10 protein-coding genes are annotated in these 15,270 nt (G+C 72.7%); 3 read left to right on the forward strand and 7 right to left on the reverse strand.

Annotated features, from left to right (window positions below; genetic code table 11):
- Nucleotides 1-53: 53 nt before the first annotated feature.
- Complete coding sequence (locus NUT86_RS10310) at nt 54-1,709, reverse strand: CTP synthase (RefSeq protein WP_093648268.1); 1,656 nt, start codon at nt 1,707-1,709, stop codon at nt 54-56.
- A 410-nt stretch (nt 1,710-2,119) separates the two neighbouring features.
- Between NUT86_RS10310 and NUT86_RS10315 the strand changes: the two genes are divergently transcribed.
- The gene (locus NUT86_RS10315) at nt 2,120-3,931 is read left to right on the forward strand and encodes a glycoside hydrolase family 15 protein (RefSeq protein ID WP_020397699.1); all 1,812 of its coding nucleotides are present in this window, start codon (nt 2,120-2,122) and stop codon (nt 3,929-3,931) included.
- 60 nt (nt 3,932-3,991) lie between these two features.
- Here NUT86_RS10315 and NUT86_RS10320 read toward each other — a convergent pair whose 3' ends face one another.
- Together NUT86_RS10320 and NUT86_RS10325 are read right to left on the reverse strand one after the other, a co-directional pair.
- Entirely contained in the window at nt 3,992-5,212 is a 1,221-nt protein-coding gene (locus NUT86_RS10320; protein ID WP_274734755.1) for a beta-1,3-glucanase family protein, read from the reverse strand.
- An 11-nt stretch (nt 5,213-5,223) separates the two neighbouring features.
- Entirely contained in the window at nt 5,224-6,252 is a 1,029-nt protein-coding gene (locus NUT86_RS10325; protein WP_274734756.1) for a glycoside hydrolase family 16 protein, read from the reverse strand.
- 141 nt (nt 6,253-6,393) lie between these two features.
- Between NUT86_RS10325 and NUT86_RS10330 the strand changes: the two genes are divergently transcribed.
- Both NUT86_RS10330 and NUT86_RS10335 read left to right on the forward strand, forming a co-directional pair.
- The gene (locus NUT86_RS10330) at nt 6,394-7,446 is read left to right on the forward strand and encodes a LacI family DNA-binding transcriptional regulator (RefSeq protein ID WP_018087954.1); all 1,053 of its coding nucleotides are present in this window, start codon (nt 6,394-6,396) and stop codon (nt 7,444-7,446) included.
- Between the two features lie 156 nt (nt 7,447-7,602).
- Nucleotides 7,603-9,234, forward strand: coding sequence for a PucR family transcriptional regulator (locus tag NUT86_RS10335; protein WP_018087955.1), 1,632 nt, complete (start codon nt 7,603-7,605; stop codon nt 9,232-9,234).
- A 27-nt stretch (nt 9,235-9,261) separates the two neighbouring features.
- Here the strand turns inward: NUT86_RS10335 and NUT86_RS10340 are convergent, their stop codons facing one another.
- From NUT86_RS10340 to recN, 4 genes are all read right to left on the reverse strand, one after another.
- Nucleotides 9,262-9,951 (reverse strand): LysE family translocator, encoded by a 690-nt coding sequence (locus tag NUT86_RS10340; protein WP_274734757.1) that lies wholly within the window; start codon nt 9,949-9,951, stop codon nt 9,262-9,264.
- Between the two features lie 390 nt (nt 9,952-10,341).
- On the reverse strand, nt 10,342-11,505 hold the full coding sequence (locus tag NUT86_RS10345; RefSeq protein ID WP_274734758.1) for a glycosyltransferase family 4 protein: 1,164 nt from the start codon (nt 11,503-11,505) through the stop codon (nt 10,342-10,344).
- A 730-nt stretch (nt 11,506-12,235) separates the two neighbouring features.
- Nucleotides 12,236-13,027, reverse strand: coding sequence for a hypothetical protein (locus NUT86_RS10350; RefSeq protein WP_274734759.1), 792 nt, complete (start codon nt 13,025-13,027; stop codon nt 12,236-12,238).
- A gap of 150 nt (nt 13,028-13,177) precedes the next feature.
- The gene (recN, locus tag NUT86_RS10355; protein ID WP_274740442.1) at nt 13,178-14,905 is read right to left on the reverse strand and encodes a DNA repair protein RecN; all 1,728 of its coding nucleotides are present in this window, start codon (nt 14,903-14,905) and stop codon (nt 13,178-13,180) included.
- Nucleotides 14,906-15,270: the final 365 nt, after the last annotated feature.

Raw genomic sequence — 15,270 nt, forward strand, 5'->3', positions numbered from 1 at the left:
GGCACGACCTGCGGGAGGCCGTACCCCGGCAACCGTATCCGCCGTGGTGTCCCTTACTTCGCGGCGCCCGTCTTGCGCGCGACCGCGGCCTTCACCAGCCCGGCGAAGAGCGGGTGCGGACGGGTCGGGCGGGAGCGCAGCTCCGGGTGCGCCTGAGTGGCGACCAGGTAGGGGTGGATCTCGCGCGGGTACTCGACGTACTCGACGAGCTTGTTGTCCGGAGAGGTGCCGGAGAACAGCAGCCCGGCCTTCTTCTCCAGCTCACCGCGGTAGGCGTTGTTGACCTCGTAGCGGTGGCGGTGGCGCTCCTCGACGTAGGGCTGGTCGTCGTAGACCTCACGGACGATCGAGCCCTCGGCGAGCTTGGCGGGGTACATGCCCAGCCGCATCGTGCCGCCCATATCGCCCTCACCTGCGACGATGTCCATCTGCTCGGCCATGGTGGAGATGACCGGGTCGGCCGCGGCCGGGTCGAACTCGGTGGAGTTCGCGCCCTCGATGCCGGCCAGGTTGCGGGCCGCCTCGATGACCACGCACTGCAGGCCCAGGCAGAGGCCGAGCAGCGGGAGCTTGTTCTCCCGGGCGTAGGTGATCGCGCCGACCTTGCCGTCCACACCGCGGTCGCCGAAGCCGCCGGGGATGCAGACCGCGTCACAGTCGGCGAGCTGCTCGGCGGCGCCGGCCGGGGTCTTGCAGTCGTCGGAGGTGACCCACTTCAGCTTCACCCGGGTCTTGTTCGCGAAGCCGCCGGCCCGCAGCGCCTCGGTGACCGAGAGGTAGGCGTCGGGAAGGTCGATGTACTTGCCGACCAGCGCGACCCTGACCTCGTGGTCGGGGTTGTGGACGCGGTCGAGCAGGTCCTCCCACTGGGTCCAGTTCACGTCACGGAAGGGCAGGTCCAGCTTGCGCACGACATAGGCGTCCAGGCCCTCGGTGTGCAGGACCTTGGGGATGTCGTAGATCGACGGGGCGTCGATCGCGGCGACCACCGCGGCCTCGTCGACGTCGCACATCAGCGAGATCTTGCGCTTGATGGCGGTCGGGACCTCACGGTCGGCGCGCAGCACGATCGCGTCGGGCTGGATACCGATGTTGCGCAGCGCCGCGACCGAGTGCTGGGTCGGCTTGGTCTTCAGCTCACCGGACGGGCCGATGTAGGGGAGCAGTGAGATGTGCACGACGAAGACGTTGTCCCGGCCGACCTCGTGGCGGACCTGGCGGACCGTCTCCAGGAACGGCAGCGACTCGATGTCGCCGACGGTGCCACCGACCTCGGTGATGACGACGTCGACGTCCTCGGTCGCCATCCGCCGGATGCGGTGCTTGATCTCGTTGGTGATGTGCGGGATGACCTGCACGGTGTCACCGAGGTACTCACCGCGCCGCTCCTTGGCGATCACGGTGTTGTAGACCTGGCCGGTGGTCACGTTCGCGGAGCCGTCGAGGTCGACGTCCAGGAAACGCTCGTAGTGGCCGATGTCCAGGTCGGTCTCGGCGCCGTCGTTGGTGACGAAGACCTCACCGTGCTGGAACGGGTTCATCGTTCCGGGGTCGACGTTCAGATACGGGTCGAGCTTCTGCATCGTGACCCGCAGACCGCGCGCCTTGAGGAGAGCACCCAGGCTGGAGGCGGTGAGCCCCTTGCCCAGCGAGGAGGCGACGCCCCCCGTGACGAAGAGGTGCTTGGTCGTCGTGGATTTGGGCGGCATGGCCAAGAGGGAGCTCCCGTGGTCGCGAGGTGGAGAGGTGCGAAGCGGCGCGTCCCCGTTTTCAGGGGTGCCGTCGCTGCGGTTCGGGGGTTCTCGTGCCCACCGGTCCACGGGGTACCAGGCTATCAGCGACCGGGCATGGTCGCGCCCGGCCACGCACGGCGACCGGGCGGTGACGGCCGGGGTGACAGTGTCACGTGATGGAGGCCACCCGTTCGGAGCACGTCAGTCCGTGCGAGGGTCGCGCGGATCACCCACGTGCGTCGTATCCTGCTCGGACACTCGCAACGAGCCGTCCGGGAAGGCACCACCCCCGCCCGATTTCCGGTCCCGCTGCTCGGCGACGTTTCATGGGCAGGACGGACCGATTCATACGTCCCATGGGGGGCGTGACTCCAGCTCGACGGGAGATGCACGTGGCCGGGCGCATCGAGGACTACGCACTTATCGGCGATATGCAAACCGCCGCTCTAGTGTGCCGGGACGGCACGGTGGACTGGCTGTGCCTGCCCCGCTTCGACTCCCCGGCGGTCTTTGCGGGGCTGCTGGGCACGGAGGAGCACGGATTCTGGCGGATGGGGCCGGTCAACGGCCCCGGGGGCCGGCCCGCGCCGGCCGATCGCCGGCGCTACCGGGGCGATTCGCTCGTCCTGGAATCGGAGTGGGACACCCCGCGCGGCACCGTCCGCGTGATCGACTTCATGCCGCCGCGTGATGGAGCGCCGCAGCTGATCCGCATCGTGGAGGGCGTCAGCGGCCGCGTCCCGATGCGCTCGCAGCTGCGGATGCGGTTCTCCTACGGCTGGGTCGTGCCCTGGGTGCACAAGATCGACGACCGTACGGTCGCGGTCGCGGGCCCCGATTCGGTGTGGCTGGACACCGAGGCGGAGACCTACGGCAAGGACCTGACGACCTTCTCCGACTTCACCGTTTCTCCGGGTGAGCGGATCGCCTTCACCATCAGCTGGGAGCCCTCGCACAAGGAGCCGCCGGCCGTGGCCGACCCGGAGGGGTCGCTGGAGGCCACCGAGGAGTTCTGGCGCGAGTGGGTCGAGCACTGCACGTACCACGGTCCCTACCGGGACGCGGTGGTGCGCTCGCTGATCACGCTGAAGGCGCTGACCTACGCGCCGACCGGCGGGATCGTGGCGGCGCCGACGACCTCGCTGCCGGAGTGCCTGGGCGGTGTCCGTAACTGGGACTACCGCTTCACCTGGCTGCGGGACGCGGCGATCACCCTGTCCTCCCTGCTGCGCACCGGCTACCGCGAGGAGGCGCGGGCCTGGCGAGAGTGGCTGCTGCGGGCGGTGGCCGGTGATCCGGAGAACCTCCAGATCATGTACGGCATCGCCGGTGAGCGGGAGCTCGGCGAGAACGACCTGCACTGGCTTCCCGGGTACGAGAACTCCCGTCCGGTGCGGGTCGGCAACGGCGCCGCGGGACAGCTCCAGCTCGATGTCTACGGCGAGGTCACCGAGGCGCTGCACCTGGCGCACATGACGGGGCTGGCCCGTAACGACTACGCCTCGCTGCTGCAGCTCAAGCTGATCCAGTGGGTGGAGAAGCACTGGGACGAGCCGGACGAGGGCATCTGGGAGGTCCGCGGTCCGCGCCGGCACTTCGTGCACTCCAAGGTCATGACCTGGGTCGCGGTCGACCGCACGGTCAAGCTGATCGAGTCCGGGGATGTCGACGGCCCGCTGGAGCGCTGGAAGGACCTGCGCGAGACGATCCACCGGGACGTCTGCGAGAAGGGTTACGACAAGGAACGCAACACCTTCACCCAGTCCTACGGATCCCAGGAGCTGGACGCCTCACTGCTGCTGATCCCGCAGATGGGCTTCCTGCCCCCGGACGACAAGCGCGTCATCGGCACGATCGAGGCGATCCAGCGGGAGCTGTCCACCGAGGACGGCTTCGTGCTGCGCTACCCGACGTCCGGTGCGGACGACCTCGGGGTGGACGGTCTGGAGGGCGAGGAGGGAGCCTTCCTGGCGTGCTCGTTCTGGCTCGCGGACGACCTCGCGATGATCGGCCGGGTGGACGAGGCCCGCAAGCTCTTCGAGAAGCTGCTCTCGCTCCGCAACGACCTGGGCCTCCTCGCCGAGGAGTGGGACCCCAAGGCCCAGCGGCAGGTGGGCAACTTCCCGCAGGCGTTCAGCCATGTTCCGCTGATCGACACGGCGCTGCGGCTGACGGCCAGCGGGGCCTACGGGGGATAGCCGGCTCTTCGGCTCGGAGTTCTGTGGTGCCGCCCGTTTTCGGGCGGCACCTTCTTCGTGTCAGAACGGGGTCAGGGTGAGGGTGATCTCCTTCGGGGTGCCGTCCTCGATGTAGGAGGCGAAGCCGGCGACGTCGTCGAAGGCGAAGCCGTAGGCCTTGCCGTCCTGGGCCGCGGCGTGCATGGCCCGGGCGTAGTGGTTGGTCAGCCGCTGCCGGTAGAAGGCGGCCGGGTCGGTGGTGGGCTGGGTGGCGTGCGAGGTGAGGGTGGAGCGGTTGAGGGCGGCGCCCAGGATGGCGGCGACCGGGCCCAGGGTGCCGTCGTTGGGGGCGGCGAGGGTGCCATCGCAGAAGAGGACATCGCGGGTGGACGGCTTGTCGAAGGAGACCGTGCCGATGGGGGCACCACCCTGGCCCTTGAAGCCTTGGGGGACGGTGAAGATGAGCTTGCCGTCGCGGACCCGGCCGGTGAAGGTGCCCGCGTTGGTGGTGACGGTCAGGTCCTTGGCCGCGTAGGCGGACCAGGCCTCGTCGATGGCCGGGGCGAAGTAGTCCTGGGCGAACAGCCCGCTGTCCAGGCCGTGGCCGGGGGCGATCACCCGCCGGTCGCCGATGACCAGGCGGTCGAAGCCCTCGGCGGCCTTGACGTCGGAGAAGATCCTGGCGCGGGCGCCGTCCTTGAGCGTGCCGGTGGTCTGTTCCTTGGCGCCCGAGAGCTTGATCGCGAGCGGCACGCTGAACATGTCGACCATGGTGGTGTTGCAGTACATCCCGCCGGAGTTGTACGTGAACTCGGCGCAGTCGTGCAGCACGTCGTAGTTGGGGTCGCCGGCGACCCAGCCCGCCGGGTAGGCGAGCGCGGCCTTGCCGTTGCCGTCCTCGACCGCCTTGAACTTGAGCTTGCCGCCCAGCGCGGTGTAGATCCGGCCGGACATCTGTGGCAGGCGGAGGGTCGTGGTGCCGCTCGCGGCGAGCGGGATCGCGTAGTCGGTGAAGCCGTCCGGCCCGTTGTCGGCCAGTGCGACGGGCCGGAGCTCACCGTCCGGGGTGACGTACACCTGCTGGGTGCCGTCATTGCCGACGGCGTAGATCCAGACCGAGGAGTTGGCGTAGGCGCCGGAGTGGTTGACGAGGTGCAGGGGCAGGCCGGCCGCGGACCGGGCGGGCCCGCGGGGTGCTGCGGCCGGGGCGGGGGCGCCGGCCGCCCGGCCTGCCAGGGCGATTCCGGAGGCGGTGGCGGCGCCGGCGGCGAGAGTGCCGAGCAGACTGCGGCGAGTGATCACGAGGTGGCTCCTTACGGGTGCCGGTCGGTGGGGGTGGCGGCCCGGTCCGTACGGGCTCCGGCGGGCTGCCGTACGGAGACCGCGACATGGTCGACGAGGAGGGAGCCGCCGGGCCGGGTGGCGTCGGTGGGGGTGGCGAAGCCCGCGGCGCCGTCCGGGAACGCGCCGCCCATCGCGAGGTTGAGCAGCAGGAAGTGGCCGTGGTGGGTGGCCCGCGCCCAGGTGTCGGCGTCCATCTCGGCCGCGCTCACGGTGTGGAACTTCTGCCCGTCGACATACCAGTTCAGCGCTTCCGCGGCGCTGTTGGCGCGGTCCAGCTCCAGCGCGTAGGTGTGGAAGCCGGCCTGGCAGGCACTGCCGGGGCACTCGCGGGAGTTGCCCCTGCCCTGGGATTCACCGCACGGCCCACCGGGGTTGACGCCGCAGTGCAGCACGCCCCAGACCTTGTTGACGCCGTTGACGTTCTCCATGATGTCGAACTCGCCGATGCCCGGCCAGTTCCAGTAGGTGCCGCGGTAGTCGGCGCCCAGCGTCCAGAAGGCCGGCCAGTAGCCGAGCGCGTCGTCGCCGGAGACCTCGGGCATCCGGATGCGCGCCTCGATGCGGAGTGTGCCGCCGGACGGGGCCGCGAAGTCGGAGCGCCGGGACTCGATGCGGCCCGAGGTCCAGGTGGCGCCGTCCTTCCGGGCCGTGATCCTGAGGTGGCCCGCGCCGTCGAGCTGGAGGTTCTCCGGGCGGTCGGTATAGGTCTGGCGTTCACCGGTGCCCCAATTGGGCGGGCCCGAGGGGTAGCCGGTGCCGGTGTCGATGATCCAGTCGTCGGCGGCGGGGCGGGATCCGGCGGCGCCGTCGAAGTCCGTACGCCAGACTTCCTGGAAGGCGGCGGAAGCGGCTTTCGCCTTCGGGACGGGTGCCGCCTGCTCGGCGGAGGCCGTCGGGAGGGTGAGCGCACAGGTGGTGACGAGCGCGGCGCCGACGGCAAGGAGCGACGCCCCTGCCCGGTGGTGCACCCGATTCCCGGGCCGAATTCTCATGCTCATGACATTCTCTCCTCGGCGCAGTGGGGGGTCGTGAGGAGGTCCGTGGGGGTTTCCGGAGTGAGAGCGCTCTCATATCGTGCGCTGAGCACCCTGCCGACTCGACGGCAGACCGTCAAGTCACCGCGTGGAAAAAGGAGTTGAATGGTGTCTGAGCCGAACGGTCCGCGGCCGACGCTGGAGGCGGTCGCGGCGCTCGCCGGGGTCTCCCGCGCCACGGTGTCCCGCGTGGTCAACGGCGGTGCGGGGGTACGGGCCGCGGTCCAGGAGCGGGTGCGCCAGGCGGTCACCGAGCTGGGCTACGTGCCGAACAGCGCGGCCCGCTCCCTGGTCACCCGCCGTACCGGAGCGGTCGCCGTGGTCATCGCGGAGCCGGAGACCCGGGTCTTCAGCGATCCGTTCTTCGGACGCCAACTGCGCGGCATCAGCCGCGAACTGGCCGCCGCCGACACCCAGCTGCTGTTGATGTTCGTCGAGCACCGCGACGACTACGACCGCATCGGCCGCTATCTGTCGGCCGGGCATGTCGACGGCGCGCTGATGTTCTCGCTGCACCGCGACGACCCGCTGCCCGCCATGGCCGAGCGCGCCGGACTGCCCACCGTCTACGGCGGCCGGCCCGGCTGGGCGGGCGCCGACCGGGTGCCGCGGCCGCTGTACGTCGACACCGACAACCGCGGTGGGGCCCGGCAGGCCGTACGCCATCTCCTCGGCCGCGGCCGCCGCCGGATCGCCGTGATCACCGGACCGCTCGACCAGACCTCCGCGGTGGACCGCCTCGACGGCTACCGCGAGGCGCTGGGCACCGCGGAGCCGGACCCACGGCTGATCGCGGACGGCGGGTTCACGGCACACGGCGGCGAGCGGGCCATGGCCGAACTCCTGGACGCCGCACCGGATCTGGACGCGGTCTTCGTCTGCTCCGACCTGATGGCGAGCGGCGCGCTGCGCACCCTCCGGGCCCGCGGACGACGGGTGCCGGAGGAGGTGGCGGTGGTCGGCTATGACGATCTGGAACCGGCGGCGTGGGCGGATCCGCCGCTGACCACGGTGCGGCAGGACGTGGAGGAGATGGGACGGCTGATGGCCCGGCTGCTGCTGCGGCTGCTGGATCCGCGGAAGACGGAGGGGTCGGACGCGGTGGAGCTCGCACCGGTGATCACGGAGGCGCGGCTGGTGGTGCGGGAGTCGGGGTGAGAGGGCCTGGGGCAGGTCGGGGTGAGAGGGCCTGGGGCAGGTCAGGGTGAGAGGGCCTGGGGCACCAGGAGGCGACCGGGCTCGTCCACCTTCCATACGGCACCGTAATCCGGACCGCGCGGGTCCGGATAGCGGACTACGGGTACCGTCCTCGCCATGGGGCAGGAAGCGAAGATCGAAGCCGAGATCACGGTACGCAGGGCGCTGGAGCTGCCCGCGCTGCGCCGCGGCCTGCCGGAGGTGCTGGCCGGCGGGGACCGGCTGGACCGTGCGGTCCGCTGGGTGCACGCGGGCGAGGTCCCGCATATCGCCTCGCTGCTCAAGGGCGGCGAGCTGCTGCTGACCACCGGGCTCGGGCTGGGCGCCCGGCCGTCCGAGCAGCGCGCCTTCATCCGTAAGCTCGCGGACCGCGAGATCGCCGCCCTCGTCGTGGAGCTGGGCTCCCGTTTCGCCTCACTGCCCACCGCGCTGGTCGATGCCGCACGGGACTGCGGGCTGCCGCTGATCCAGCTGCACCGCGAGGTCCCGTACGTCACGGTCACCGAGGCGATCCACACCGAGATCATCAACAGTCACTACGCGCTGCTGCGGCGCGCCGACGAGATCCTGCGGCGCTGCACGGATGTGCTGCTGCGCGGCGGAGGCGTCCCCGAGGTGCTCCGGCTGCTGGCCGTCTTCACCGGCAACCCGCTCTGCCTGGAGGCCCCCGACGGCAGCCCGCTCTACGCGGCGGGGCCGGAGGGTGACGACGACGGCCCCGCGGATGCCGACCCGCTGCTGGCCTGGGAGGGCCTGCGCGACACCGGTCTGCGGGTCGATGTGCCCGGTGGCGGCCACGGCCCCGACGCGGTCCGCGCCCGCCTCGTCCTGCTGCCCGTCAACGCCCCCCTGGCGCCGGTGCACCGGATCGCCGCCGAACGCGCCGCCGATCTGCTCGCCGTCGTCATGCTGCAGTCCCGCCAGGAGGAGGTGCTCGCCGCCCGCGGCCGCGGCGACTTCCTCGCCGACCTGGCGGAGGGCCGGATCTCCGCGGCCGAGGCGCCCGCGCAGGCCCGCCTGCTGGGCTTCCGCCCCGGTGACGAGCCCGTGTTCCCGGTGGTGATGCGGCTGCCCGCGGGGCTCCCCTCCCCCGGCAGCTGGGCGCTGCTCGCCCAGGCCCTGCGCGAGGAACTGGCGGCCCCCGGGGTGCCCGTGCTGCTCGGCGTCCGCCCCGTGGAGGGCCGGGTCCCGATGCTGGTGGCGCTGCGCGCGGGCCAGGACCGCGACGCGCTCGCCGGCCGGATCGCCGAGGCCCTGCGTGCCGGGATCGTCCGCGCGGGCCTGGACCGGCCGGCCACGCACCGCCCGGTGGTCGTCGTCGGTACGCCGGGTGACTGGGCGGCGGCGGGCCCCGGTCTGCAGCATGCGGCGGAGGCGGCGGCCGCGGCCCAGGGCCTGCCGGAACAGCCCTGGTACGACGCACGCCGGCTGGACATCGAGCTGTTGCTGTGGCGGATGCGCGAACACGGCGAGCAGGGTGTGCTCACCGACTTCGTGGAGCGCGCCATCGGGCCGCTGCTGGCCCATGACCGCGCCGCCCGCCAGCCGCTGCTGCCGACGCTGGAGGCCTATCTGGCCAGCGCGGGCCGCAAGGCCGAGACCGCCCGCGACCTGAATGTGAACCGGCAGACGCTGTACGACCGGCTGGCCCGTATCGCCCAACTGCTGGGCACGGACCTGGACGATCCGCAGACCGTCCTGGGCCTGCGGCTGGCCCTGCGCGCCAGACGCCACACGGACAAGCCGTAACGGGCGGCGGCCGCCGGGGGCGGCGCGTCATCCCGCGACCGTCTCGGCCGCCGTCCCCATACCGAGCGCGATCAGCACCCCGCCCGTGGTGCGCTCCAGATTGCGGTGCACCCGGGGACGCCGCAGCCTGCGCAGCAGCCGGCCCGCGCAGACCACGACCAGCAGCAGCCAGCCCGCGGCGATCACCGCGTCGACGGCCCCGAGCAACAGCGTCGTACCGAGCACCGAGTGGCCCTCGGGGAGGAACTGCGGCACCACGGCCACGAAGAAGATCCCGACCTTGGGGTTGAGCAGACAGCTCAACAGCCCCTGCCGGAAGGCACGGAGGGGCGCGAGGTTCGCGAGGGGCGGGAGGGGCGGGGCGGCGTGGCCGTTCGGTTCCGGGGTGTCGAGAGGGTCGGGGCCGGTCTCCGGGCGGTCCGCCGCGGCGGAGCGCCGGTGCGCCCAGAGCGCCTGCCCGCCGAGCACCACCAAGTAGGCGGCGCCCGCCAGCCGTACGACCATGAACGCCGCGTCCCAGCGCTGCAGCGCCGCGGCCAGCCCGACCGCGGCGGCCACCGCCCAAGCGAGCGAACCGACGGCGGCGCCGACCGCCGTGGCGGCCCCCGTACGCCGCCCACCGCGCACACAGTTGCGCAGCACCAGAAGGGTGTCCGGGCCGGGAGCCATCGTCACCAGCAGGGCGAACAACGCAAAGCCCGCTACCGCAGCGGTCACGGCACTCTCCTTTCGTACCTGCGACCCGGGTTGGGGCGGAGGGGCCACACGTATGGGTCTTACATCAATTTGCTTGCGGGGAGCGTATCGTCCGGGTCCGTGGTGCCGGAGCGGATGTCCGGGCTGCCTCTCGGGGGGCGGCGGAGGACGGAAGGGCGGAGGGCGAGAGGGCGGGGGCCGGGAGACCTGGAAGGCAGGCGGCTGTGGGCAGCTGGGGTGCCGGGCGGCGGAAACAGCGGTCGGGCTGGGCGAGCGGACCGGCCGGAGCGGAGGGACCGGCTGGGCCGGCCGTATTGGCTAGGCCGGCCGTATTGGGTGGGCCGGCCGTATTGGGTGGGCCGGCCGTATTGGGTGGGCCGGCTGAATCGGGCCCGGGCCGGGCCGTATGGGTCAGACCGGCTGAATCGGCTGGGTCAACTCGTCGTAGACGCTGAGGACCTGGGTGACGGTGTCGTTCTCACTGGGCCAGCCGGCCGCCTGGGCGCGGCCCGCCGCGGAGAGTGCGTCCCGCCGCGCGGGGTCGGCGAGAAGCGCGAGAACGGTACGGGCCAGGGCGGCGGCGTCCCCGTAGCGGACCAGTTCCGCGGCCCGGCCGACCAGTTCGCGGGTGCCTCCGGTGTCGGTGGCGACCAGCGGCACCCCGGCGCGCAGCGCCTCCTGGGCGATCAACGATCGCGCCTCCCACCGGCTGGGCAGCACCACCAGGTCGGCCGCGGCGAGGAGTTCGGGCACGTCGTCACGGCGGCCGAGCAACTGGACGGGCAGCTGCTCGACATCGATCCGCCGCTGCAGCGCGGTCCGCTGCTCGCCCTCCCCGGCGATGGCGACCAGCGGCTGCGGGTCGAGCGCGCACCAGGCATGCGCCGCGTCCAGCAGCAGGTCATGGCCCTGGTTCGGGTCGAGACGGCCCACCGCGAGCAGCAACGGGCGGTCGACCGCGCCCAGTTCGGCGCGTTCCTTGTGGCGCATCCGGTCGTGGTCCTCGCACTCGTCCGGTGTGCCGCCGGACCGGGGGCGCGGAATCGCGACCGGTGCAAGCCGTGCATCACGGGCGCCCCGCTCGCGCGCCCGGTCCACGAGATCGGAACAGGCCCCGAGGACGACGGCGGCGGCCCGAGCCACCCGCCGCTCCATCAGATGCACCACCCCGGCTCGCGCGCCCTCGATGTGCGCCTTGGTGTGCCAGGTGATGACCAGGGGGACCCGCCGCCCACCCCGGGGGCCGCGCAGTCCGCGCAGCGCCATCGAGGCCCGCAGCCCGGCCCGCAGGCCGTGCGCATGGACGAGGTCGGCGTCCCAGCAGGCACTGCGCAGCACGGCCACACTTGCCGGATCCATCCGCGGAGGGACCTGCACGAACCGCGCGCCCGACCCGGTGAAGTCGTAGGCCTCCTCGGTCTCCGGCGTGGCACAGACGGTCACCCGCACCCCGCGCGCGACCAGCCCTTCGGCCAGCGAGCGGACATGCGCCGCGCTGCCGGCGCTGCCGTGCCCGAGCACCTGGACCGTGCGCAGCGGCGACAACCCGTGCGCCGAGGTCGGGGTGCTGATCACGTGATAGGGCTCCTGGATCGGGGGCGGGCGGACCACACCGGCGGGTCGGTCCGCTGTGCTGCGGCGCGCGGCCGGCGGCCACCTGCCTGCCCGGCGGACGGACAGGACGCGGCGAGCGCGCCCGGGACTGCGCACCGCGCCCAGGATGCCAGCCCGGGGAGGTCAAATCGGCACCCTCCGGCCGCCGTTCCGGTGGGAAGTCTCACCTCGGCGCCCACCAGATCACCCACATGGGCGACAAACCGCCCGCGCGGGTTAACGGCACCTGCGGGTGACCCCACTCCCCGGAGTGCGCCTTGCGCCGTGACATGCGGCGCGTGCGCCGCCGCCCGGAGCGCGCCCGGCGTTTGGCCGGATAAGGACTTGATGGGCGCGGGGTGCCGTCGGGAATGACCGCCCCTGTGCGCGTTTGGCCCGTGAAGGGCCATGGCCGCCCGGATGTCCTGCGCTCGGCGGCACTGCGGTGGGCGGTCCGTCGGGCGATACGGGTGGCGCCCCTGTGGCCTCGGGCTTGCCGGACCGGGCTTGTCAGGCACTGGCTTGCCGAGGCCTGGCTTGCCCGGTGGAGGGCCCACAGTGGGCCGGAGCCTGGGTCACCTGGTGGACCGGGCCTGCGGCGCGTAATCCGGACGGGCGGCGTTCCCCTCACGGGCCGAAGCCCCCCGGACGGGCCACCTTCGGCCAGGCCTTCAGCAGTACTCAGGCTTCACAGGCCCCAGGCCTTCAGTACTCAGATCGCCGCGGCCGCCCGGCTGACGCGGTCGCCCGCGGCCGCGGCGGCGATCAGGCCGGCGGCGTGCGCGGCCAGGCCCCGGCGGCCGTTACTCGTGGCGATGGCGAGACCGAGCGCCGCGCCGAGGGCGTGCGCCCCGGCGTCCCCGATCATCGTGCGCTCCCCGAGGTCGTCACCGAGGACGGCGGCAACGGCCCCCATGGGCGCGGCGGACAGCGGGCGCGCCGGACCGCGGCGCAGCAACCCGGGTGCGCCGATGGCCAATACGGAGCCGGCCGCCCGGCCCGGCCGGACGTCCAGGAGGTTCACCAGATGGGCCGAGCCCGCGATGACCACGCCCGCCAGCAATCTGTCGGCCGGGCGCTCCTTGAGGAGGGCACCGGCCGCGAGCCCGGCGGCGCCGATCCCGAAGAGCTTCACGGCCCCGCTGGTGACCTCTCGCTGCCGGAGCGCCGACAGGTGCGCCCGGAATCCGCGGCGTGGATCACTGGCACCGAACACGTCGTCGTACGCACCGCAGCCCCCGGCGGCCAGCACCGCCAGCGCCGCGGCGGCCCGGGTCCGGCCGGGCAGCCCCGGTGCGGTGACGGCGGCGAGGGCGGTTCCGGCGGCCGTGGCGAGACCCGCGTGCAGATCCACGGTCCGGCCGGCGTAGTTCTTCCGCTCCCACAGGACGGCACCGCCCGGCGGCTGCTTCCTGAGCGCCGTGTACGCGGCCCTCGTCGCCCCTGCCGCCCCCAGGAACGCCGAGATCCGCCCCAGCGCCCTGCTGCCTGTCACCGCCACCATGTCCTCCCCTCGCCCGGCACCCTGCGGTGCTCGGCTCCCGTCACCCTAGGGGCGGGCGTCGACCGGTGACGGGGAAATCACGCGGGAATGACAGCCCCGGCGTCCAGTGGCAGGCGAGAGGGCCGGTGCGCCCCTGGCACGCGCCACGTCCTAGCTGCCCGTACGCGCCGTCTCCAGCAGCTCCTCGGCATGAGCGCGGGCCGTTTCGGAGTCCTCCTGGCCGGCCAGCATCCGGGAGAGTTCGCGGACCCTCTCCTCGCCTTCCAGGACCGTGACACCGCTCCTGGTGACCGACCCGTCGTTCGTCTTCGCCACCAGCAACTGGCGGTCCGCGAACGCCGCGACCTGCGGAAGGTGCGTGACCACCACGACCTGCGCCGACTTCGCGAGCCTGGCCAGCCGCCTGCCGACCTCGACGGCCGCCTTGCCGCCGACCCCCGCGTCGACCTCGTCGAAGAGATAGGTCGGTACGGGGTCGGAGCCGGCGAAGACCACCTCCACGGCGAGCATCACCCGGGAGAGCTCACCGCCGGACGCCCCCTTGGCGATCGGCCGGGGCGGTGCGCCCGGGTGCGGGGCCAGGAGAAGTTCGACCTCATCGGCGCCGGCCGGCCCGTAGGCCACCGTGCGGCCGCCGACCTCGATGCCGTCGGCGCCCTCGGCGACCTCGGTCTGACGGATCTCGACGGTGACCCGGGCGTGCGGCATGGCGAGTTCGGCGAGTTCGGCGGTGACCGCGTCGGCGAAACGCTTCGCCGAGGCCGTACGGGCATCGGTCAACGTTTGTGCCAGTTCGCCCAGTTCGGCGCGGAGTGCGTCCCGCTCGACGGTCAGCTCACCGATCCGGTCGTCGTCGCCGTCCAGTTCGGACAGCCGGGCGGCGCTCTCCTCGGCCCAGGCCAGCACCGTCGCGATGTCCTGGCCGTACTTGCGGGTCAGGTGGTTCAGCGCGGCACGGCGTTCCTCGACCGCGGCGAGCCGCAACGGGTCGGCGTCCAGGCCGTCCGCGTAGCTGGCCAGCTCGCCCGCCACGTCCGCCATCAGGATGCCGATCTCACCGATCCGCTCGGCGAGCCCGGCGAGCTCCTGGTCATGGCTGCGTACGGCCTCCAGTGCGCGATGGGCGCCGGCGACCAGGGTGGTGGCGTCGACGCCCTCGGGGTCCTCGGGGTTGCCGGCCAGCGCGGCGTGCGCGACGGTCGCGGCGGAGGCCAGCGCCTCGGCGTGACCGAGCCGCTCCGCCTCGGCGGCGAGTTCGGTGTCCTCGCCGGGCTGGGGCTCGGCCGCCGCGATCTCGTCGAGGCCGAAACGCAGCAGATCGGCTTCCTGTGAGCGTTCGCGGGCCTGCGTCGTCAGCTCGTCCAGCTCGGTGGCGACGGCACGCAGCCGGCGGTGGGCGGCGGTGTACTTGGCCAGCGGGACCGCGACCGTGTCCCCGGCGTAGCGGTCCAGGGCCTGGCGCTGACGGGCCGGCCGCAGCAAGCCCTGCTGGTCGGTCTGGCCGTGCACGGCGACCAGGTCGTCGGCCAACTCCGCCAGGAGGCCGACCGGTACGGAACGGCCTCCCACATGAGCGCGCGAACGGCCCTCAGCGGAGAGCGTGCGGCTGATCAGCAGCGCCCCGTCGTCCAGCTCCGCACCGGCCTCCTCGGCCCGTACCGCGGCGGGGGCATGGGGGCCGACGCTGATCCTGCCCTCCACCACCGCCGACTTGGCGCCGATCCGCACCAGGGCGGGGTCGGCGCGCCCGCCGAGCAGCAGGCCGAGGCTGGTGACGACCATGGTCTTGCCCGCGCCCGTCTCGCCGGTCACCGCCGTGAAGCCCGGGGACAGCTCGACAACGGCGTCATCAATGACACCCAGGGACCGGATCCGCATCTCCTCCAACACGGATACGACCTTACGAGGTCCCGGGACCGCCCCGCGACGGCCTCCCCTCACTCCTGCCGCCCGACCTGCGGAAAACCACATCGAAAAACGGGGGGATTCCGCATGGTGCGTGATCACGCTCAGCCGTCACGCTGATCACAGTCCGGAACGAAAGGTGTGCTCATGTCCAGCAGATCGACATATGCGAGGCGGCACGGTCACCGTCGCGCATCCGCCAAGTCAGCGGTGGCCATGCGGGGTGCGGTGGCAGTTGCCGGCGCGGGGGCGGTTGCCTGCGCCGGGGCGATCGCCGGAGCATCGATGCCGCCGCTCATCGCGACCGGCGCGGGCGGTCTGCCGTCCGCCGCAGGCCG

It is taken from the genome of Streptomyces sp. G7(2002) (genome assembly GCF_028870195.1).
GTDB lineage: Bacteria > Actinomycetota > Actinomycetes > Streptomycetales > Streptomycetaceae > Streptomyces > Streptomyces nigrescens.

Excerpts from the sequence above, each read along its gene's own strand:
- NUT86_RS10315 (WP_020397699.1), top strand. The coding sequence starts at position 2,120 with ATGCACGTGGCCGGGCGCATCGAGGACTACGCACTTATCGGCGATATG.
- NUT86_RS10325 (WP_274734756.1), bottom strand. The coding sequence starts at position 6,252 with ATGAGCATGAGAATTCGGCCCGGGAATCGGGTGCACCACCGGGCAGGG.
- NUT86_RS10350 (WP_274734759.1), bottom strand. The coding sequence starts at position 13,027 with ATGGTGGCGGTGACAGGCAGCAGGGCGCTGGGGCGGATCTCGGCGTTC.
- NUT86_RS10335 (WP_018087955.1), top strand. The coding sequence starts at position 7,603 with ATGGGGCAGGAAGCGAAGATCGAAGCCGAGATCACGGTACGCAGGGCG.
- NUT86_RS10330 (WP_018087954.1), top strand. The coding sequence starts at position 6,394 with ATGGTGTCTGAGCCGAACGGTCCGCGGCCGACGCTGGAGGCGGTCGCG.
- recN (WP_274740442.1), bottom strand. The coding sequence starts at position 14,905 with ATGCGGATCCGGTCCCTGGGTGTCATTGATGACGCCGTTGTCGAGCTG.
- NUT86_RS10310 (WP_093648268.1), bottom strand. The coding sequence starts at position 1,709 with ATGCCGCCCAAATCCACGACGACCAAGCACCTCTTCGTCACGGGGGGC.